Genomic DNA, 18,697 nt, shown 5'->3' on the forward strand with positions numbered 1-18,697 from the left:
GGCTGACGTTTTCGGAGCCACCCGCATGACCCGCCCCGCCAAGATCGGCGCCGCCGCCGCCCTCGCCCAGCTCGAAGGCTGGACCGCCGCCGACGGCAAGGACGCCATCGAGAAGACCTACAGGTTCGCCGACTTCAACGCCGCCTTCGGCTTCATGACCCGCGTGGCCATCGAGGCCGACAAGCGCGACCATCACCCCGAATGGTTCAATGTCTACAACCGCGTCGAGGTGACCCTGACCACCCACGACGCCGACGGCGTCAGCGAGCGCGACGTGCAGCTGGCGAAGTTCATGGATGGCATAGCTGGGTAGAGGGGCGGCTGGGCCGCAGGCCCTACACCCCTAAACGCCCGTCATTCCCGCCCTTGTGGCGGGAAACCCTCTGTCAGCCGCAGGTGCAGGTGGGGCGGATCGCCGGCGATCCGCTGGCGCTTCACGTGTCAGCGGACCCAGGGGTTCCCGCCACAAGGGCGGGAATGACGGGAGTAAAGAGCCGACAGCGAACACCCCTTCCCCTCCCCCCGCATCCAGTTCAAACTATCGTTTGAATTTCAGGGAGGACGCCGAATGGCGCAGACCATGGGCCGGGTCGCCGGCAAGAAGGCCTTCATCACCGGCGCGGCCCAGGGCCTGGGCGCGGCGGCGGCGCGCAAGCTGGCCTCGGAGGGCGCCAAGGTCGCCCTGGCCGACATCAATGTCGACGGCGCCAAGGCCGTGGCGGCCGAGATCAACGCCGCCCACGGCGCCGGCACGGCCTTCGCCTACGCCCTGGACGTCACCCAGGAAGACCAGTGGATCGCGGCGCTGGAAGCCGCGGCCGCCGACCTCGGCGGGATCTCCGTGCTGGTCAACAACGCCGGGGTGGCCGGCGACAAGCCGCTGGAGCAGATGGAGTTCGACCTCTGGAAGAAGATCATGTCGATCAATGTCGACAGCGTCTTCCTGGGGGCCAAGCACGCCCTGACCCACATGCGCGCCCACCAGCCGGGCTCGATCGTCAACATCAGCTCGATCGCCGGCCTGATCGCCAACCACAACTCGCCGGCCTACAACGCCTCCAAGGCCGGGGTCTGGCTGCTGTCCAAGAACATCGCCCTCTACTGCGCCAAGCAGGGGCTCGACATCCGCTCGAACTCGATCCACCCGACCTTCATCGACACGCCGATCCTCGATCCGCTGAGCCAGCGCATCGGCAAGGAGGAGGCCCACGCCAAGCTCGGCCGGCAGATCCCGCTGGGCCACATCGGCGAGCCCGACGACATCGCCAACGCCGTGCTCTACCTGGCCAGCGACGAGAGCAAGTTCATGACCGGCGCCGAGCTGAAGCTCGACGGCGGGATCTCGGCGATGTGAGCCCCGATCCTTCTCCCCTTGCGGGAGAAGGTGTCGGCGAAGCCGACGGATGAGGGGTCTCTCAGACGCAAAACGCCGCGAAAGCTGATCGGCTTTCGCGGCGTTTCTGTTCGTGCAACCCCTCACCCGACCTCCCTTCGGGAGGCCACCCTCTCCCGCAAGGGGAGAGGGGGTTACCGCGGAGCTCGCTTCGCCAGGATCCGCTGCAGGGTGCGGCGGTGCATGTTGAGGCGGCGGGCCGTCTCGGAGACGTTGTGGCCGCACATCTCGTAGACCCGCTGGATGTGCTCCCACCGCACGCGGTCGGCGCTCATCGGGTTTTCCGGCGGGGCGGGGGCAGCGTCCTTGGCGGCCAGCAGGGCGCGGGCCACGTCGTCGGCGTCGGCCGGCTTGGAGAGATAGTCGACCACCCCGGCCTTCACCGCCGCCACCGCGGTGGCGATGTTGCCGTAGCCGGTCAGCATGATGACCTTGGCGTCGGCGCGGGCGTCGCGCACGGCCTCGACCACCTTCAGGCCCGAGCCGTCCTCGAGCCGCATGTCCAGCACCGCATGGGCCGGGGCATTGCTCTTCAGCGTGCTCATCGCCTCGGCCACCGAGGCGCAAAGCGTCACCTCGAAGCCGCGTTGTTCCAAAGCTCGACCGAGCCGCGTTCTCAGCGGCGCATCGTCGTCGAGCAGAAGCAGGGACTTGTCCGGCAGCGCCGCGACCAGTTCACCGATATCCGCCATGAACTCAGCGCCTCCCCGCGCCAATACTCAACCGGGTGTCGTGCACCATCATGTGTACGACTTGCAAAACTTCGCAAGTCTTTCGTCTTCAAACGCCGATGAAGCCAGGAGCCTCCATCGCCGGACGCGGCCACCGTGCGGCCACGACCGCACCGCCTCGTCGTCCATTTCTGAAATCCACCGCCGCCCCGGTTCGTTCCAACAGGGTCTTGGCGATGAAGAAGCCCAGGCCCATGCCGATATGGCCGGTCCGAGAGCCTTCCGCCCCAGGACGTGACGTTACGTAAGGTTCGCCTAGTTTGGCCAGCACTTCCGGAGAAAAACCCGGACCGTCGTCGCGAACCTCGATCAGGATCGAGCGGGCGTCGAAGCGGGCGACGACGATCACCTCCGAACGGGCGAAGTCGACGGCGTTCTCGACGATCGAGGTCAGGGCGTGAATCACCTCGGCCCGTCGCCAGACGTCGGGCGCGGCCTCGCCGGAAGGACCGTTGACCACCGCCTCGACCCGCACGCCGTGGATCATGTGCGGCTCGATGATCTCGTGCACCAGCTGGGTCAGGCTCATGCGCTCGTGCACGGCGTCCTGGGCCTCGGGCATCTCGGTCAGGCGCTGCAGGATCTCGCGGCAGCGGGCGGCCTGGCCGATCAAGAGTTCGGCGTCCTCGCGGGTCTGCTCGTCGGGGGCGCCCCTGGCCATCTCGCGGGCGACGACCGAGATGGTGGCCAGGGGCGTGCCCAGTTCGTGCGCCGCCGCGGCCGCCAGGGCGCCCAGGGCCGACAGCCTCTGCTCCCGGGCCAGCACGGTCTCGGTGACGTTGAGGGCCAGCTCCATGCGGGCCGATTCGGTCGCCGCCTGCCAGGCGTAGAGGCCGGTGACGATGATGCCGAGGATGCGGGCCGTGACGATGGCGGCCAGCAGGGTTCCGGTGGGGCGGATCGCCGGCGGCGCGCCCGCCGCCACCGGCAGGGGCAGGTAGAGGAAGGCCAGGACGATGCTGACCACGACCGCCAGCACGCCCAGGCCCAGGGCGTAGCGCGCCGGCAGGGTCGCGGCCGCCAGGGTGACGGGCGCGATCAGCAGCAGGGAAAAGGGATTGCTCGCCCCGCCGGTCAGATAGAGCATGCCGCCCAGCTGCAGGATGTCGAAGGCGATCTGAGCGGTGGCCTCGACGTCCCGCGCCATCCGCTGGCCGGTCGAGGCCAGGCCGATCAGCACGTTCAGCCAGGCCGAAAGCGCGATCAGCGAGAAGCACAGGGCGTAGGGAACCTGGACATCGAGAACGAGGCCGCAGAACAGCACCGTCACCGACTGGCCCGCCACGGTCAGCCAGCGCTGGGCCAGCAGGGTGCGCACCCGAAGGCGGCCGCGGCGCAGACCAGGGCCCGCCCACGACCAGTCGTCGCTGTCTTGCGCCGCTCCGCCGTCGGGCCTATCGAGCCCGTCGTGGGATGTTTTCTTCGGCGCGTCCCTGAACGAAGCGTCGGCCATGCCGCCACATTAAGGCCAGAAATTTCGATCTGGCGAGCCCCAAAGGACGCGTACCCATGAACCGCAACCGCCTGATGGTCCTGGCCGTGTGCGTGGTGGGGGTGATCGTGGCCGGCGCGCTGATCTTCCGCAGCGGCGTCTTTTCGCCCCCGCCGCCGCCCTCGGCGGTGGGCGGACCGTTCCAGCTGGTCGACTATGACGGCCGCCCGGTCGACGAGAAGGTGCTCAAGGGCAAGTGGAGCGCCCTGTTCTTCGGCTTCACCTACTGCCCCGACGTCTGCCCCGGCACCTTGCAGGCCCTGGCGACCGCCAGCGACCAGCTGGGCCCCAAGGCCAAGGACCTGCAGATCGTCATGGTGTCGGTGGATCCGCAGCGCGACACGCCCGCGGTGATGAAGACCTACCTGACCGCCGGCTACCTGCCCAGGAACATCGTCGGCCTGACCGGCTCGCCGGCCCAGGTGGACGCGGCGGTGAAGACCTATCGCGGCTACTACAAGAAGGTCGGCGACGGCCCCGACTACAGCGTCGACCACTCGACGGCGATCTACGTCATCGATCCCAAGGGCCGCTTCGACCGCGTCATCGCCTACAGCCTGCCGCCCGAAGAGATCGCCCGCCAGCTGAAGGCGGCGATGGAGGGGCGGTAGTCAATCGCCCCTCTGGGGGGTGGGGAAAACCCCGCCGACGCCTCGGAAGCTGAGAACGTCCCCCTCCGTCCTTCGGCCGCCTCCCCCACGGAGGAGGTTCGCCCATTTTTGCGGCGCAATGCCGCTAGGTCACCTCAGGGCTGTACCTTCTTAACCGCCAGCGTGTTATGCTGCATTGCACAATCGCTGGAGACGGCATGCTGTACGCCCTGCACGAAGCGAGCTTCTACGCCTCGACCCCGCTGCGCCTGGCCGCCCGCGCGGCCCGGGACTTCTGGGGCTCGCCGCTGAACCCGGCCGCCAACACCGAGCTTGGCCGGCGGCTCTATGCCGGCGCCGACCTGTTCTCCAACGTCACCCGCCGCTACGGCAAGCCCGACTGGCGCGTCGACAGCGTCAAGATCAACGACGTCGACGTGCGCGTGCGCCCGACCGTCGTCTGGCAGAGCCCGTGGGCCCGGCTGATCCAGTTCGACCGCGACATGTCCGACATGCGCCGCGCCGGCCGCTTCGAGCTGGACCCCGCCGTGCTGATCGTCGCCCCGCTTTCGGGTCACTATGCCACGCTGCTGCGCGGCACGGTCGAGGCCTTCCTGCCCGACCACGCGGTGTTCATCGTCGACTGGCAGAACGCCCGCGAGGTCTCGGTCCTGCAGGGCCGCTTCGACTTCCACGACTATATCGACCACATCCGCGACATGCTGCGGGTGCTGGGGCCGCGCCCCAACGTGCTGGCCGTCTGCCAGCCCGGACCGCCGGTGCTGGCCGCCGCCGCCCTGATGGCCGAGGACAAAGACCCGTCGCGTCCGGCCAGCATGACCTTCATGGGATCACCGATCGACGCGCGCCTGTCGCCGACCGTGACCAACAACCTGGCGGAGGAAAAGCCCTTCACCTGGTTCCAGTCGAACATGATCTACACCGTGCCCACGCCCTATCCGGGCATGGGCCGGCGCGTCTATCCGGGCTTCGTGCAGCTGGCCAGCTTCATGAGCATGAACGCCGACAAGCACCAGGAAGCCCACCAGCGCTACTTCCACAGCCTGGTCGACGGCGACGGCGACAGCGCCGACAAGCATCTGGAGTTCTATGACGAGTACCTGTCGGTGCTGGACCTGACCGAGGAATTCTACCTCCAGACCATCGACATCGTCTTCCAGCGCCACCTGCTGCCCAAGGGCGAGCTGATGCATCGCGGCCGCCACGTGAACACCGCGGCGATCACCGACATCGGCCTGATGACGGTCGAGGGCGAGAAGGACGACATCTCCGGCATCGGCCAGACCCAGGCCGCCCACGACCTGTGCGTCAACATCCCCGCCGAGCTGAAGGAAGACTACGTCCAGCCTGGCGTCGGCCACTACGGGGTGTTCAACGGCCGCCGGTTCCGCGAGGAGATCTATCCCAAGGTCCGCGACTTCATCCTGCGCAGCGACCCCAACTTCGGCGGCAAGAAGGCCTGAGGTCGTATCGACATTCGGCGTTTGAGACGAAAACCTCGTCCTTCGACAGGCTCAGGATGAGGTTTTTCTCAGGCCCGAGTCTGTACAATGGTCCTCATCCTGAGCTTGTCGAAGGACGAGGACTACGCACCGCGCCTGAATGTCGATCCGACCTAGACCCAGGTCTTCAGGCGAAGGCCGAAGGCAGGGTGCGGCCCAGGGCGATGCGCTCGGGCGCTGCGCCGTCCCACAGGTTGAAGGCGCCCTTCATGTGCCTGACGATGTGGAAGGCGCCGTTCCGGTCCCAGAACTGGTGATAGAGGAACGAGTCGTGGGCGATCGGCATGCCGATCAGCGAGAAGGTGTCGAACGAGGTCTTGGGCGGGCCGTTGCTCTGCCTGACCACGGCGTAGAGATTGAGGTCCTCGCCGATCACCGCCGCCAGGCGCGTCCCGGAAATGTCGGTCAGGCGGATCGGGTCGTTGGGCCGGATGTAGTGGCGGCTGGCGGCGATGGCCTGGGCGTCCACCGCCGCGCCGCGCGCGACCGCCACCGCCCGGATGGCGTCGGCGAAGGGGGCCGAGGCGAAGCCCGTGGCGGTGATCGGAAAACTCGCCGGCAGGTTCGCGGCCTGGCGGAACAGCGCCGCCTGGGCCTCGGCCATGGCTCCGCCCAGCGAATGGCCGGTGAAGGTCGCCCGGGCCACCGGCAGGCCTTTGGCGACCAGGGCCGCATGGGCCGCCAGGGCGTAGGCCAGGGCCGCGTTGACGCTGCGGGTATCCTGCAGCACGGCCGACTTGAAGTTCAGCAGCCAGTCCAGTTCGCTGTCGGTGCCGCGGTTGACGACCACCAGCTCGGCCGGTCCCGGGGCGTAGAAGCAGAAGGCGTCGTAGCCGCTGGGCTTGTCATTGGCCGGCCCGATCGGCGCGACCAGGCCCAGCTTGTCGATCCACGACGGGGCGGTGGCCTCGGTCGAAGGCTTGTGGAAGGCGCGGTAGACCCAGGCGCTCAGGGCCGCCAGCACGGCGTGCCCCGCTCCGAAGGGCGCGCCCGACCTCACGTGATCGCGGATCGCCGCGGCCAGGGCGGCGCTGCGATCGGCGCGCGCCGGAACTTTCAACAGCACCGCCACGCCGCACCCCTCAATTGAGAAATAACATTGTTATCGCCAAGGTAGATTTCATACCGGGCGCGGTCAACGCCGCCTCTTGCGCCGAACGGCGGCGGGCGCGATCTAAGGGACGATGAACCTCTTCCGCCCGCAGCCGAAAGCCGCCCCGAAACGCTTCGCCGACGGCGACCGGCTGGAGGTGGAAGGCTGCGCCCTGCGGCTTAAGGTGGACGGCCGCGCGCGGCGGGTGTCGCTGCGGGTCGACCGGGCCAAGTCCGAGATCGTCGCCATCGCCCCCACCGCGCGCCGCCTGACCGAGGCCGTGGCCTTCGCCCACGAGAAGGCCGGCTGGATGAGCCTGCAGCTGGCCGCCCTGCCCGGCCGCCAGGTGATCGAGCCCGGCGGCGTGCTGAAGATCTGGGGCAAGCCCTATCGGCTGGAGGTCGCGCCCGGCCGGGCGCGGATCACGGACAACGCCCTGATCGCCCCCGACGACGCCAACTGGGGCCTGAAGATCCTGCGGCTGGTGAAACGCGAGGCGCTGGAAAAGCTGACCGAGCGGACGGCCCATCACGCCGGGCGCCTAGGACGGCCGATGCCGTCGGTGGCGGTGGCCGATCCCAAGGCCCGCTGGGGCTCGTGCCGGCCGGCCCGTCCGGGCGCGCCGGCGGCGATCCGCTACAGCTGGCGGCTCGTGCTGGCGCCGGCGGCGGTGGCCGACTACGTCGTCGCCCACGAATGCGCCCACCTGATCGAGGCCAATCACGGCCCGCGCTTCTGGGCGCTGTGCGAGACCCTGATCGGCGATCCCGCGCCGCACCGGGCGTGGCTGCGGGCGCATGCGGCGCAGCTGCACGCGATCTCGGCCTAGAGAGTGCGAGAACCTCGTCCTTCGACAAGCTCAGGATGAGGTTCTCGACTGTCTCGGCCTATCAGTAGCCCTCATCCTGAGCCTGTCGAAGGACGAGGGCGGGCCTGAGCCTTACAGCTGGCCCAGCAGGTAGTCGGCCGACGAGACCTTGAATTCACCGGCCTCTTCGACGTTCAGCGTCTCGACGACGCCGTCCTTGGCGACCAGCGAGTAGCGCTGCGAGCGCACGCCCATGCCGAACTTCGAACCATCGAAGTCCAGGCCCAGGGCGCGGGTGAAGTCGCCGTTGCCATCGGCCAGCAGCAGCACCTCGTCGGAGATGCCCTGATCGGCGCCCCAGGCCTTCATCACGAAGACGTCGTTGACCGAGACGCAGGCGATCGTATCGACGCCCTTGGCCTTCAGTTCGGCGGCCTTCTCCTTGAAGCCCGGCAGGTGCTTGGCCGAGCAGGTCGGGGTGAACGCGCCGGGGACGGCGAACAGGGCGACGGTCTTGCCCTTGAAGAGGTCGTCGGAGGTGACCGGCTTGGGGCCTTCGGCCGAGCTGGTCATGAACGTGGCCGCCGGAAGCGTGTCGCCAACCTTGATCGCCATGGTGTCATCCTGTGCTGAAAGGGCGCTCCGGAGATAAAGCGTCCGGATCGGTTCGCCAATAACGCGGTTTGACTTGAAACCGACGCGTTGTGTGCCGATCCTCAACAGATGGACGCTCCCGAGACCGATCCCCTCGACGGCGAGGGCCAATTCCTGACCGGACGGGTCCTGGTGGCCATGCCCGGCATCGAGGACCCGCGCTTCGAACGCGCCGTGGTCTATCTGTGCTCGCACGACGACGAACAGGCCATGGGCCTGGCGGTGAACCGCCCGGTCGAAGGCCTGACGGTCTACGAACTGCTGGGCAAGCTGGGCATCGACCCCGAGGTTCGCGCGCCCAGCGACCTGGTGATGCTGGGCGGACCGGTGGAGCGCGAGCGCGGCTTCGTGCTGCATACCGACGACTACGCCTCGCCGGAGTCGACCTCGCCGATCGCCGACGGCCTGGCCCTGACCGTCACCCGCGACGCGCTGGACGCCCTGGGCAGCCGCATCCACCGCCCCCGCCGGGCGATCCTGGCCCTGGGCTATTCGGGCTGGGGCGCCGGCCAGCTGGAGCAGGAGCTGCGCGACAACGTCTGGCTCATCTGCGACGCCGACGAGGGCCTGCTGTTCGACGACGACCACGACAGCAAGTGGACCAGAGCCCTGGCCAAGATCGGCGTCACCGCCGACCACCTGTCGGCCCAGGCCGGCCGGGCCTAGGCCCGCCGCACCGGAATCTCGAAGCGGAAGGTCGATCCGACGCCCGGCGTGCTCTCGACCGCGATGACCCCGCCCATCAGCTCGACCAGTTCGCGGCAGATCGACAGCCCCAGCCCCGACCCGCCATGCGAGCGGGTGGCCGAGCCGTCGACCTGGGAGAAGGTCTCGAACAGGCGCGGCAAGTGCTCGGCCGCCACGCCGACGCCGGTGTCGGCGACCGCGAAGACCAGCCCCCGGGCCCCTTCGGAAACCACGACCCGCACCGCGCCGACCTCGGTGAACTTCACGGCGTTGGCGACGAGGTTGCCCAGCACCTGGCGCAACCGCATCGGATCGCCGGTCCAGGCGCCGCGGCAGTCTTCGTCGACAGTCCAGGACAGCTCGATCCGGCGGCTCGCCGCCGCGCCCGAAAAGATCGCGCAACTGGCGTCCACCAGGGCCTCGATATCGAAGACCTCCTCGCGCAGCCCGACGGCGCCGGCTTCCAGGCGGGTCATTTCGAGCACGTTGTTCAATAGCGCCAGCAGGGCCCGGGCCGACTCCTCGGCGATCGCCAGACGCTCGCGCTGGACCGGCGGCAGCTCGCCGGCGGCCATGATCTGGGTCATGCCCAGCACGCCGTTCAGCGGCGTGCGGATCTCGTGGCTCATATTGGCCAGGAACTGGCTCTTGGCCAGGTTGGCGGCCTCGGCCTGTTCCTTGGCCTCGACCAGCGCCTGCCGCTTGCGGGCGAGATTGGCCAACACCTGGGACAGCCACGCGAAGAGCACGACGCTGGCTCCGACCAGCAGCAGGAAAACCAGGCCCGCCCAGGGCGCGGCGCGCAGCAGGAGCGACATCCCCGGATCTCGGGCCGGCCAGGCCAGGGCGCCGATCCGCCGTCCCTGGCGATCCTGCAGCGCCACATAGGGCTCCGCCGCCTCGTCGTCCGTCACCAGGCTCAGCCCCTCGACGCCGAGGTCGCCGCGCATGCCCGCGACGAAGCCGGCGCCGATCCGCCGCGCCGAGACCACCACGACCGGCGCGCCGGGCCGCCTGGCCATCACTGCGGCATGCTCCGCGATCACGTCGCTGGCCACCACCAGATAGAGCGCGTCGGCCGACCGCACGAGGCCGGACGCGGTCGAGACGCCCTCCAGATCGGCGCGCCCCGCCCGGTGGGCGGAGCGGGCGCTCGCGGTCACCGTCTCGACGATGTCGCCGGCGTCACTCCGCAGCGCCTCGACGCGGTCGGCCGACACGCGCTTGCCCGCGATGGAGGCGTAGACCACCCCGCCGTCGCGGACGGCGAAACTCAGGTCGTGGCTGAAGTAGCGATGGTAGTAGTCGCCGTAATTGACGTCGGCCCAGGCGGCGTCGACCTCGCCGGTCATGGCCTCGTAGGCATCGTCCCAGACGGTGGCCGAGGTCACCTCCCGCGTCATGCGGTCGAGGGTGCGGCGGACGGTGCGCTCGACCAGCGCCCGCTCGTCCAGGGTCTCCATATGATCGAGCGACCGCGCGGCGAGCAGCATCAGGGCCAGACCGCCGAGGATCGAGGCCGCCACCAGCACGACGGCCGACCCGACGATCCAATGGATCGCCTGCAATCGGCGGGCTTCGGGAGAGGTCGGAGGGCGCAACACGCCTCTTCGCCTAAAGGCCGCCTCGCTAGCGCTTCGTTAACTGCGACCGATGGCCGCAAGACATCGTTTTTCGAAAACCGTAAGGACCCTGGTCACGACTGGCGGTCCACTGGATCGGCAAGATCCGGAGTTCCCGATGCGCACCTTCCTCGCCGGGGCGGCCCTGGCCGCCGCCCTCGCCTCGCCCGTCTTGGCCCAGAACGCGGCCGAGCCCGCGGTCACGATCAGCGGCAAGATCGGCGTGGTGTCGGACTACCGGTTCCGGGGCGCGACCTTCTCCGACGAGCAGCCGGCCCTGCAGGGCGGCCTGACCGCCACGGCCGCCAATGGCCTCTACGGCTGGGTCTGGGGCTCGACCATCGACGACTACGGCGGCGCGACCACCGAGCTCGACGTCGCCCTGGGCTACACCTTCACTGCCGGCGGCACGACCTTCGACGTTTCGGCCGCCCGCTACGGCTATCCCGGCGGCCAGGACGTCGACTACTGGGAGCTGCCGGTCTCGGCGAGCCGCGCCTTCGGCGACTGGACCTACGGCCTGGGCTTGGCCTGGTCGCCCGAGCAGGACGCCCTGGGCGGGATGGACAACCGCTACGGCTATGTCCGCGCCGCCTGGACCTCGCCCAAGGCCCCCGTGACCATCGCCGCCCAGCTCGGCTACGAGGACGGCGCCTTCGCCCCCGACGGCAAGTGGGACTGGTCGCTGGGCGTCACCCGCAAGATCAAGGCCGTGGACCTGGGCCTGGCCTATATCGGCAGCGACCGCACCCCCGACACGGTGGTGGCCTCGGTGACGGCAGGGTTCTGACGAAAAGCTCACTTCCCCCTCGATGGGGGAGGGAGAAGACAGACCCCCAAACGCAAAACGGGCGGCCCCTTTCGGAGCCGCCCGCTGCTTTTTCAGGCCTGGCCTGAAAGCCGGCGTCAGGTGTTGACGGCGTCTTCCGGCGAGACTTCGGCCTTCTTCGACAGGTCTTCACCCGTCGTCTGGTCGACGACCTTCATCGACAGCTTGGTCTTGCCGCGATCGTCGAAGCCCAGGAGCTTCACCTTCACGATCTGGCCTTCCTTCAGCACGTCCGACGGCTTGGCGACGCGTTCGTTGCTGATCTGGCTGACGTGGACGAGGCCGTCCTTGGCGCCGAAGAAGTTCACGAAAGCGCCGAAATCGACGACCTTGACGACCTTGCCGTCATAGATCGCGCCGACTTCAGCTTCCTGGGTGATCGACTTGATCCAGTCGATGGCGGCCTTGATCTTGGCGCCGTCCGAGGCCGAGACCTTCACGGTGCCTTCGTCGTTGATGTCGACCTTGGCGCCGGTGGTGGCGACGATCTCGCGGATCACCTTGCCGCCGGTGCCGATCACTTCGCGGATCTTGTCGGTCGGGATGGTGATGGTCTCGATCTTCGGAGCGAAGTCGCCGACTTCCTCGCGCGGCGCGTCCATGGCCTTGTTCATTTCGCCGAGGATGTGCTCGCGGCCGCCCTTGGCTTGCGCCAGGGCCTGCTCCATGATCGCGGGCGTGATGCCGGCGATCTTGATGTCCATCTGCAGCGAGGTCAGGCCCTCGCTGGTGCCGGCCACCTTGAAGTCCATGTCGCCCAGGTGATCTTCGTCGCCGAGGATGTCGGACAGAACGGCGAAGCCGTCCTTTTCGAGGATCAGGCCCATGGCGATGCCCGAGACCGGACGGACCAGCGGAACGCCGGCGTCCATCATGGCCAGCGACGAACCGCAGACAGTGGCCATCGAGGACGAGCCGTTCGACTCGGTGATCTCGGAGACCAGGCGGATGGTGTAGGGGAAGTCTTCCTTGCTCGGCAGCATCGGGCGCAGGGCGCGCCAGGCCAGCTTGCCGTGGCCGATTTCGCGGCGGCCCGGGCTGCCCATGCGGCCGGTTTCACCGACGCTGTAGGGAGGGAAGTTGTAGTGCAGCAGGAAGGATTCCTTGTAGGTGCCTTCCAGGGCGTCGATGAACTGCTCGTCGTCGCCGGTGCCCAGGGTGGCGACCACGATCGCCTGGGTCTCGCCGCGGGTGAACAGGGCCGAGCCGTGGGTGCGCGGCAGGATGCCGACTTCGCCCAGGATCGGACGGACCTTGTCGACGGTGCGGCCGTCGATGCGGATGCCGGTGTCGAGGATCGAGCGACGGACGATGTCCGCTTCCAGTTCCTTGAACACCGAGACCAGCTTCAGCGGATCGATGCCGGCCGGGTTGGTGTCGCTCTTGGCGAAGGTCTCGATGGCCTTGGCCTTGGCGGCGCCCAGGGCGGCGACGCGGTCGCCCTTGGCCTGGATCTTGTAGGCGTCGGCCAGGTCCTGACCCACGGCCTTCTTCACTTCGGCCTTCAGGGCGTCGGTGTCTTCCGGTTGGAAGTCGAACGGCTCCTTGGCGGCGTGTTCGGCCAGCTCGATGATCGCGTCGATCACCGTCTGCATTTCCTTGTGGGCGAAGTTGACGCCGCCCAGGACGATCTCTTCCGAGAGTTCCTGGATTTCCGACTCGACCATCATCACGGCTTCGGCGGTGCCGGCCACGACGAGGTCCATCTTGCTTTCCTTCAGCTCGTCGAGCGTCGGGTTCAGCACGTACGCGCCGTCAACATAACCGACGCGGGCGGCGCCGATCGGGCCCATGAACGGGGCGCCCGACAGGACCAGGGCGGCCGAGGCGGCCACCAGGCCCAGGATGTCGGGATCGTTCTCGAGGTCGTGCTGCAGCACGGTGACGACGACCTGGACTTCGTTCTTGAAGCCCTTGACGAACAGCGGACGGATCGGACGGTCGATCAGGCGGGAAACCAGGGTTTCCTTTTCCGACGGACGGCCTTCGCGCTTGAAGAAGCCGCCGGGGATCTTGCCGGCCGCGAAGGTCTTTTCCTGGTAGTTGACCGTCAGCGGGAAGAAATCTTGGCCGGGCTTCGCCTTCTTGGCGAACACGGCGGTGGCCAGGACGACGGTTTCGCCCATGGTGGCCAGAACGGCGCCGTCGGCTTGACGGGCGATGCGACCGGTTTCGAGGACCAGCGTCTTGCCGCCCCACTCGATCGTCTTGCGTTTGATATCGAACATTTTTCTTCTTTCGATTCCCGCGGGCGGATTCCCGTCGGGGGTGGACAGGGGCGGACGGCCTGCTCGAAGAGCTTTGGGGGCCGACCCGATGATCCTCATCCTAATGCGACAGGCGGGGTTTGAGGACGTGAACCCCCGCACGTACGGGGCGCCGCTCCACCTGGAGCGAAACCCTCGGACCCTCCGTCTCGGCCTGTCTCGAGACGGCTGGCCCTAAAAAGCGTTCCGCCGCCCTACCGGAGTAAGGCGGCGGAAATGCGCCTTAGCGGCGCAGACCCAGCTTCTCGATGAGAGCCGCGTAACGGCCTTCGTCGGACTTCTTCAGGTGGTCGAGGAGACGGCGACGCTGGGAAACCAGCTTCAGCAGGCCACGACGGCTGTGGTTGTCCTTCTTGTGGGTCTTGAAGTGCTCGGTCAGGTTCGAGATGCGCTCCGAGAGGATCGCGACCTGGACTTCAGCGCTGCCGGTGTCACCCTCGGTGCGAGCGTGTTCGGCGATAAGAGCGCTCTTGCGCTCGGCAGTGATCGACATCGGGTTGTCTCCGCTCAGGTGAGTTGGAAGACCCGCACCGGATTGAGCTTTCCGGCGCGCATCTCGCACAAGGCCACCAGGCGCTCTCCGGACATGGCGGAAACGGTGCGATCGCCGGGCGTGAGCTCGGCTTTCAGCTGTTCCACCTGCCTGGGTAGCAGAACGATGGCGCGTCCTTGCGCAAGCCGGAAGGCGTCTTCATCGGTCACGGCCAACGCCGGGATGTCGTCCAGCGCGGTCTCGACCGGAAGCAATGCCTCCGACAGGCGCGCCTCATAGCTCAAATTCTCGAGACTTTCCAGGCTTATCGCCGATTCCTCGGCGAACTGGCCCACCCGCGTTCGGCGAAGCTGGCTGACATGTCCACAGGCTCCGAGCGCGGCCGCCAGATCCCGGACCACGGCGCGCACATAGGTGCCCTTGCCGCATTCCATCTCCAGCTCGACATGGTCGGCGTCGGGAACAGACAGCAGGCGCAGGGCGTGGATGGTCACCTTGCGGGTCTGGAGCTCGAACTCCACCCCGTCGCGGGCCAGATCGTAGGCCCGCTCGCCGTCGACCTTGATGGCCGAGTAGTTCGGCGGGATCTGGTCCACCTCGCCGACAAAGGCTGGAAGCGCCGCCTCGACGGCCTCCGCCGAGGGCCGCACGTCCGACGAGGCCGTGGTCTCGCCCTCGCGGTCGAGGGTGGTGGTGTTGCGGCCCCACTCGATGGTGAAGCGATAGGCCTTGTCGGCGTCCATCAGGAACGGAACGGTCTTGGTCGCTTCGCCCAGGGCCAGCGGCAGGATGCCGGTGGCCAGCGGGTCCAGCGTGCCGGCGTGGCCGGCCTTCTGGGCGTTGAACGCCCGGCGCACGCGGGAAACGGCGCTGGTCGACGTCAGGTCGTAGGGCTTGTCCAGGCACACCCAGCCGGAGACGGCGTCACCCTTCTTGCGGCGCGCCATGGATCAGTTCTCGTCTTCTTCGTCGAGCACGTCGGACAGGCGGCGCTCGGTGTCCTGGCGCACGCGCGGATCGAGGAACAGCTTGTCCATGTAGGCGGCCGTGCCGAAGCTCTCGTCGTGGAGGAACTTCAGGTCGGGCGTGAACTTCATGTCGATCGACCGGCCCAGGCGCCCGCGCAGGAACTTGGCGACGCGGTTCAGGCCCTTGATGATCTCGTCGACGTTCTGGCTCGCGCCCTGGTCGGCCAGGCCCGCGCCCAGCGGTTCGACGAAGCAGACGGCGTGCCTGAGGTCTGGGCTCATCCGCACTTCGGAAACGGTGACGGAGACGCCGGTCAGGGCCTCGTCCTGCAGTTCCTCCTCGCGGAGGATGTCGACCAGGGCGTGGCGGATCAGCTCGCCGGCGCGGAGCTGGCGTTGCGAGGGACCCACCGGCCCGCTCTTGGTTTTCTCGGAATGGCGCTTCATGGCGCGGATAGCCTTTGCAGCCCGGCCGGCGGATCGAACGCCGGTAGCGCGGGGGAAAATCGAAGGCGCGGTGTCTAGGCGCGTAAAGTGGAAAAGTCCAGAGAACACCCCCTCAGTCGCTTCGCGACAGCTCCCCCAGAGGGGGAGCATCTACGCCGCGTGGACCAGATCCTCCCCCTTTGGGGGAGGTGGCCCGGAGGGCCGGAGGGGGTCGCGCGCAGCGCGTGCTAAGCCCCCGTCCGTTCCCGGAAGAACTCGACCACCCGCCGCGCGGCCTGCATGCCCGCCCCGTCCGGCCGGTCGCGATCCAGATGCAGGGTCAGCACCGAATGCGGCGGGATCACCCGGTAGGCGTTGGCGTCGGCGTCCTCCAGCTCGATCAGTTCGGCCCGCTCGCCGAACTCGGCCTTCAACCGCTCGAAGCGGGCGTCGCGCACGTGGCGGTCGCTGCGATAGCGCAGGGCGATCAGCGACAGGTCCTCGGCCTCGAACCGCGCCTTCGCACAGGCGATCTCGGCCGGCGAGGCGTCCAGCCCGCCCTTGTCGAGCACCGGCAGCGACGGCTCGGCCAGCACCGGCGCCACCACGACCGGCTCGGTCATCATCGCCAGGGCGAAGCCGCCGGTGAAGCACATGCCCACCGCCCCGACGCCCTTGCCGCCGCACTCGGCGTGAACCTGACGCGCCAGGGCCTTCAGCCAGTCGACCACCGGGCTGGAGCGGCCGCCGCGCCAGATGGCGAACTCGCGCCGCACGCAGGCCAGGCGGAAGGTCGTCGCGTCGATATAGCGCTTGGTCACGCCCTTGCCAGGCTCGCCGAACAGGCTGGGGCAGAAGACGGTCATGCCGCCGGCGGCGACGTCGCGGGCGAAGTCCAGCACGCCGGGATGCAGGCCGGGGATCTCGTGGATGACGATCACCGCCGGCCCCGTTCCCATGCGCCAGACCGGGCGCGTGCGGCCTTCATGAGTGAAATCGAACCGGGAAAAGCCTTCCAGCGCCGCCTCGTCCAACGCGTCCGCCATCGCTTCCCCCTCCGTGCTCAGCCCGCCTTGGGCCCGATCAGGAACTGCTCGACCTTGCCGTCCGGCGTCAGCCGCATCGACACCGACAGGGTCCGCGCCCCGAACGCCGCGTCGAAACCGTACCAGGTCATGCCGCCGCGCACTTGGACGCCCTGGCCCTCGAGCATGCGCAGCGGACCCAGCGGCGCGAGACTCCGACCGAAGTCGGCCAGCCGCGCGGGGGTAAACCAGGCGCGGCCGTTGTCGGTGAGCAAGGCGGGGTCGATCCGGCCGGCCTGCAACTGGGCGACCAGGCTGCGCGCCATCGCGGTCGCACCCGTCGAGGGCCGCAGCAGGAAGGCGACGCGCTGGGAGATGGCCGTCTGCGGGTCGCCGAAATCGGCGTTGGCGATCACGGTCACCGCCCGCTTTTCCTCGGGCCAGACCGTATTGCTGGTCAGCACGCCCGACAGCATGCCGCCGTGGCTGATCGACGTGACCCCGTCGCGCACCTTGACTGAAACGCCGAGGCCGTAGCCGGCCGGCACGCCATTTGAGAGATCCACAGAGGTGGTCATCGCCTCCCACGAGGCGGGCTTCAGCAGTTCGCGGCGGATCATCGCCCGGTTCCAGCGCGCCAGGTCGGACGGCGACATCGCCAGTTCGGCCGCGCCGAACAGCCAGCCCGGCGCCTCCTTGTCGGCCAGGACCACGGAGCCCAGGCCATAGCGGGTGTAGTGCCCGGCGTCGGGCGCCGACAGGGCCTTGCTGTCGTCCTCGGTGACGCCGGTCATGCCCAGGGGATCGAAGATCCGGCGCTTCAGGAACGCGACCAGCGGTTCACCGGACACCTTCTCGACGACCAAGCCGGCGATGACGAAGCCGGTGTTGGAATAGCGCCACTGCTCCCCGGGCGGATAGTCCAGCGGGATCCGCGCCCAGCCGTCGAGGATCTTCTGCGAGGTGGTGGGCGAACGCATGGCCTCGAACACGAAGTCCTGCGGCCAGTAATCGCGATAGCCGGCGGTGTGCGACAGCACCTGGCGCAGGGTGACCTTGTCGCCCTCGGTCAGGCCGGGGATGTACTTGCCCACGGGGTCGTCGAGCGAGACCTTGCCGTCCTCGACCAGCAGCAGCACGGCCGCGGCGGTGAACTGCTTGCTGACCGAGGCTATGCCGTAGCGGGTGGTCGTGGTGGCGGGGACGGCCGGCGACAGCCGCGCCTGGCCATAGGCCTGGGCGTAGGCCGGCTCGCCGTCCTCGACGATGGCGACCGAGGCCGACGGCGCGCCGGTGGCGGCCAGCACCTCGCGGGCGATGGCGTCGATCTGGCGGGTCTTGTCGGGAGAGAGGGGCGCCGCGAGCGCGGGCGCCGCCAGGGCCAAGGCCAAGACAATGCCGCCCGCCAGAACCGTCCGTCGCCGCATCGAAGCCCCCTCGCACTGGAGACGGCACAGTGGGGCCGCGTCGGCGCCGGAAGCAAGGGCGGCTAGAGGGTCACGCCCGCGTGGGCCGGCATCTGGATCAGGTTGAAGAAGGTCAGCACCGTCTCGCCGTGCTGGTTGGCCACCGTCGTGAAGGTGCGGATCGTGCCGCGGTCGGGCTTGGAGCGCGAGCGGGTCACCTCGACGATCTCGCGGCGCACGGTCAGCGTGTCGCCGGGACGGACGGGCTTTTGCCAGGTCAGCTCGTCGATGCGGATGCCCAGCATCGGCGTCGCGCCGAACGGGGCGGTGTCGACATATTCGCGCATCACCCGCGAGGCCACGTGCCAGCCGCTGGCGATGATGCCGCCGAACCGGCCGGCGGCCGCCGCCTCGGGATCGACGTGCATCGGCTGGGGGTCATAGGCGCGGGCGAAGTCTAGGACCTCCGCTTCAGAGAGCGTGAAGGGCTCGCCGGTCCAGGTTTCGCCGACGATCAGGTCGTCCAGATAGCGGTCGGTCATGCGCGGGATCCTGAAGCGAGGCCCAGAACGACGAAAGCCCCCGGCGAGATGCTGGGGGCTTCGTAGAATAGTGGGTGCGGGGACAGGATTTGAACCTGTGACCTTCAGGTTATGAGCCTGACGAGCTACCGGGCTGCTCCACCCCGCG

At 68.4% G+C, this 18,697-nt stretch carries 19 protein-coding genes, 1 tRNA gene and 1 pseudogene; 8 read left to right on the forward strand and 13 right to left on the reverse strand.

Annotation, left to right across the window (positions count from 1 at the left end; translation table 11 throughout):
* Window positions 1–25 precede the first annotated feature (25 nt).
* Together AC07N1_RS02320 and AC07N1_RS02325 are read left to right on the forward strand one after the other, a co-directional pair.
* Window positions 26–313 carry a 4a-hydroxytetrahydrobiopterin dehydratase gene (locus tag AC07N1_RS02320; RefSeq protein ID WP_494670302.1) on the forward strand — a complete coding sequence of 96 codons (288 nt, stop codon included), beginning with the start codon at window positions 26–28 and terminating at the stop codon, window positions 311–313.
* Window positions 314–568: 255 nt separating this feature from the next.
* On the forward strand, window positions 569–1,354 hold the full coding sequence (locus tag AC07N1_RS02325; protein WP_494670303.1) for an SDR family oxidoreductase: 786 nt from the start codon (window positions 569–571) through the stop codon (window positions 1,352–1,354).
* Window positions 1,355–1,527: 173 nt separating this feature from the next.
* On the opposite strand, the gene spdR is transcribed toward AC07N1_RS02325, so the two are convergent.
* A complete protein-coding gene (gene spdR, locus AC07N1_RS02330) occupies window positions 1,528–2,085 on the reverse strand; it encodes a stationary phase response regulator transcription factor SpdR (protein ID WP_110120159.1) in 558 nt (185 codons plus the stop codon).
* A gap of 88 nt (window positions 2,086–2,173) precedes the next feature.
* Window positions 2,174–3,577 (reverse strand): ActS/PrrB/RegB family redox-sensitive histidine kinase, encoded by a 1,404-nt coding sequence (locus AC07N1_RS02335; protein WP_494670304.1) that lies wholly within the window; start codon window positions 3,575–3,577, stop codon window positions 2,174–2,176.
* Between the two features lie 56 nt (window positions 3,578–3,633).
* Between AC07N1_RS02335 and AC07N1_RS02340 the strand changes: the two genes are divergently transcribed.
* The 3 genes and pseudogenes from AC07N1_RS02340 to AC07N1_RS02350 form a co-directional block, all read left to right on the forward strand.
* Entirely contained in the window at window positions 3,634–4,227 is a 594-nt protein-coding gene (locus AC07N1_RS02340; protein WP_494670305.1) for an SCO family protein, read from the forward strand.
* A 197-nt stretch (window positions 4,228–4,424) separates the two neighbouring features.
* Window positions 4,425–5,690, forward strand: a complete 1,266-nt coding sequence (locus AC07N1_RS02345) for a polyhydroxyalkanoate depolymerase (RefSeq protein WP_494670306.1) — start codon at window positions 4,425–4,427, stop codon at window positions 5,688–5,690.
* A gap of 28 nt (window positions 5,691–5,718) precedes the next feature.
* Window positions 5,719–5,812 (forward strand): annotated as a pseudogene (locus AC07N1_RS02350) (hypothetical protein); the annotation flags it as partial.
* Window positions 5,813–5,856: 44 nt separating this feature from the next.
* Here AC07N1_RS02350 and AC07N1_RS02355 read toward each other — a convergent pair.
* A complete protein-coding gene (locus tag AC07N1_RS02355) occupies window positions 5,857–6,801 on the reverse strand; it encodes a Tle-like phospholipase domain-containing protein (RefSeq protein ID WP_494670307.1) in 945 nt (314 codons plus the stop codon).
* A gap of 112 nt (window positions 6,802–6,913) precedes the next feature.
* Between AC07N1_RS02355 and AC07N1_RS02360 the strand changes: the two genes are divergently transcribed.
* Window positions 6,914–7,651 carry a M48 family metallopeptidase gene (locus tag AC07N1_RS02360; RefSeq protein ID WP_494670308.1) on the forward strand — a complete coding sequence of 246 codons (738 nt, stop codon included), beginning with the start codon at window positions 6,914–6,916 and terminating at the stop codon, window positions 7,649–7,651.
* Between the two features lie 111 nt (window positions 7,652–7,762).
* On the opposite strand, the gene AC07N1_RS02365 is transcribed toward AC07N1_RS02360, so the two are convergent.
* On the reverse strand, window positions 7,763–8,245 hold the full coding sequence (locus AC07N1_RS02365; RefSeq protein WP_494670309.1) for a peroxiredoxin: 483 nt from the start codon (window positions 8,243–8,245) through the stop codon (window positions 7,763–7,765).
* A 108-nt stretch (window positions 8,246–8,353) separates the two neighbouring features.
* Here AC07N1_RS02365 and AC07N1_RS02370 point away from each other — a divergent pair, with 108 nt between their 5' ends.
* Window positions 8,354–8,950 (forward strand): YqgE/AlgH family protein, encoded by a 597-nt coding sequence (locus AC07N1_RS02370; protein WP_494670310.1) that lies wholly within the window; start codon window positions 8,354–8,356, stop codon window positions 8,948–8,950.
* On the opposite strand, the gene AC07N1_RS02375 is transcribed toward AC07N1_RS02370, so the two are convergent.
* Complete coding sequence (locus AC07N1_RS02375) at window positions 8,947–10,575, reverse strand: sensor histidine kinase (RefSeq protein WP_494670311.1); 1,629 nt, start codon at window positions 10,573–10,575, stop codon at window positions 8,947–8,949. The genes AC07N1_RS02370 and AC07N1_RS02375 overlap by 4 nt on opposite strands.
* A 136-nt stretch (window positions 10,576–10,711) precedes the next feature.
* Between AC07N1_RS02375 and AC07N1_RS02380 the strand changes: the two genes are divergently transcribed.
* Window positions 10,712–11,383, forward strand: a complete 672-nt coding sequence (locus tag AC07N1_RS02380) for a TorF family putative porin (RefSeq protein ID WP_494670312.1) — start codon at window positions 10,712–10,714, stop codon at window positions 11,381–11,383.
* Between the two features lie 116 nt (window positions 11,384–11,499).
* Here the strand turns inward: AC07N1_RS02380 and pnp are convergent, their stop codons facing one another.
* The 8 genes from pnp to AC07N1_RS02420 form a co-directional block, all read right to left on the reverse strand.
* A complete protein-coding gene (gene pnp, locus AC07N1_RS02385) occupies window positions 11,500–13,650 on the reverse strand; it encodes a polyribonucleotide nucleotidyltransferase (protein WP_494670313.1) in 2,151 nt (716 codons plus the stop codon).
* A 262-nt stretch (window positions 13,651–13,912) separates the two neighbouring features.
* Window positions 13,913–14,182, reverse strand: a complete 270-nt coding sequence (gene rpsO / locus AC07N1_RS02390) for a 30S ribosomal protein S15 (RefSeq protein ID WP_058348691.1) — start codon at window positions 14,180–14,182, stop codon at window positions 13,913–13,915.
* Between the two features lie 14 nt (window positions 14,183–14,196).
* The gene (gene truB / locus AC07N1_RS02395; RefSeq protein ID WP_494670314.1) at window positions 14,197–15,129 is read right to left on the reverse strand and encodes a tRNA pseudouridine(55) synthase TruB; all 933 of its coding nucleotides are present in this window, start codon (window positions 15,127–15,129) and stop codon (window positions 14,197–14,199) included.
* Window positions 15,130–15,132: 3 nt separating this feature from the next.
* Window positions 15,133–15,597, reverse strand: coding sequence for a 30S ribosome-binding factor RbfA (gene rbfA / locus AC07N1_RS02400; protein WP_494670315.1), 465 nt, complete (start codon window positions 15,595–15,597; stop codon window positions 15,133–15,135).
* Window positions 15,598–15,824: 227 nt separating this feature from the next.
* Complete coding sequence (locus tag AC07N1_RS02405) at window positions 15,825–16,622, reverse strand: dienelactone hydrolase family protein (RefSeq protein ID WP_494670316.1); 798 nt, start codon at window positions 16,620–16,622, stop codon at window positions 15,825–15,827.
* Window positions 16,623–16,639: 17 nt separating this feature from the next.
* Window positions 16,640–18,028: a serine hydrolase domain-containing protein gene (locus AC07N1_RS02410; protein ID WP_494670317.1), complete on the reverse strand. Its 1,389-nt coding sequence runs from the start codon at window positions 18,026–18,028 to the stop codon at window positions 16,640–16,642.
* Window positions 18,029–18,090: 62 nt separating this feature from the next.
* The gene (locus AC07N1_RS02415) at window positions 18,091–18,549 is read right to left on the reverse strand and encodes a MaoC family dehydratase (RefSeq protein ID WP_494670318.1); all 459 of its coding nucleotides are present in this window, start codon (window positions 18,547–18,549) and stop codon (window positions 18,091–18,093) included.
* A gap of 71 nt (window positions 18,550–18,620) precedes the next feature.
* Window positions 18,621–18,697 (reverse strand) — tRNA-Met (locus AC07N1_RS02420).

This window comes from Caulobacter sp. GW821-FHT09B11 (assembly GCF_059418205.1).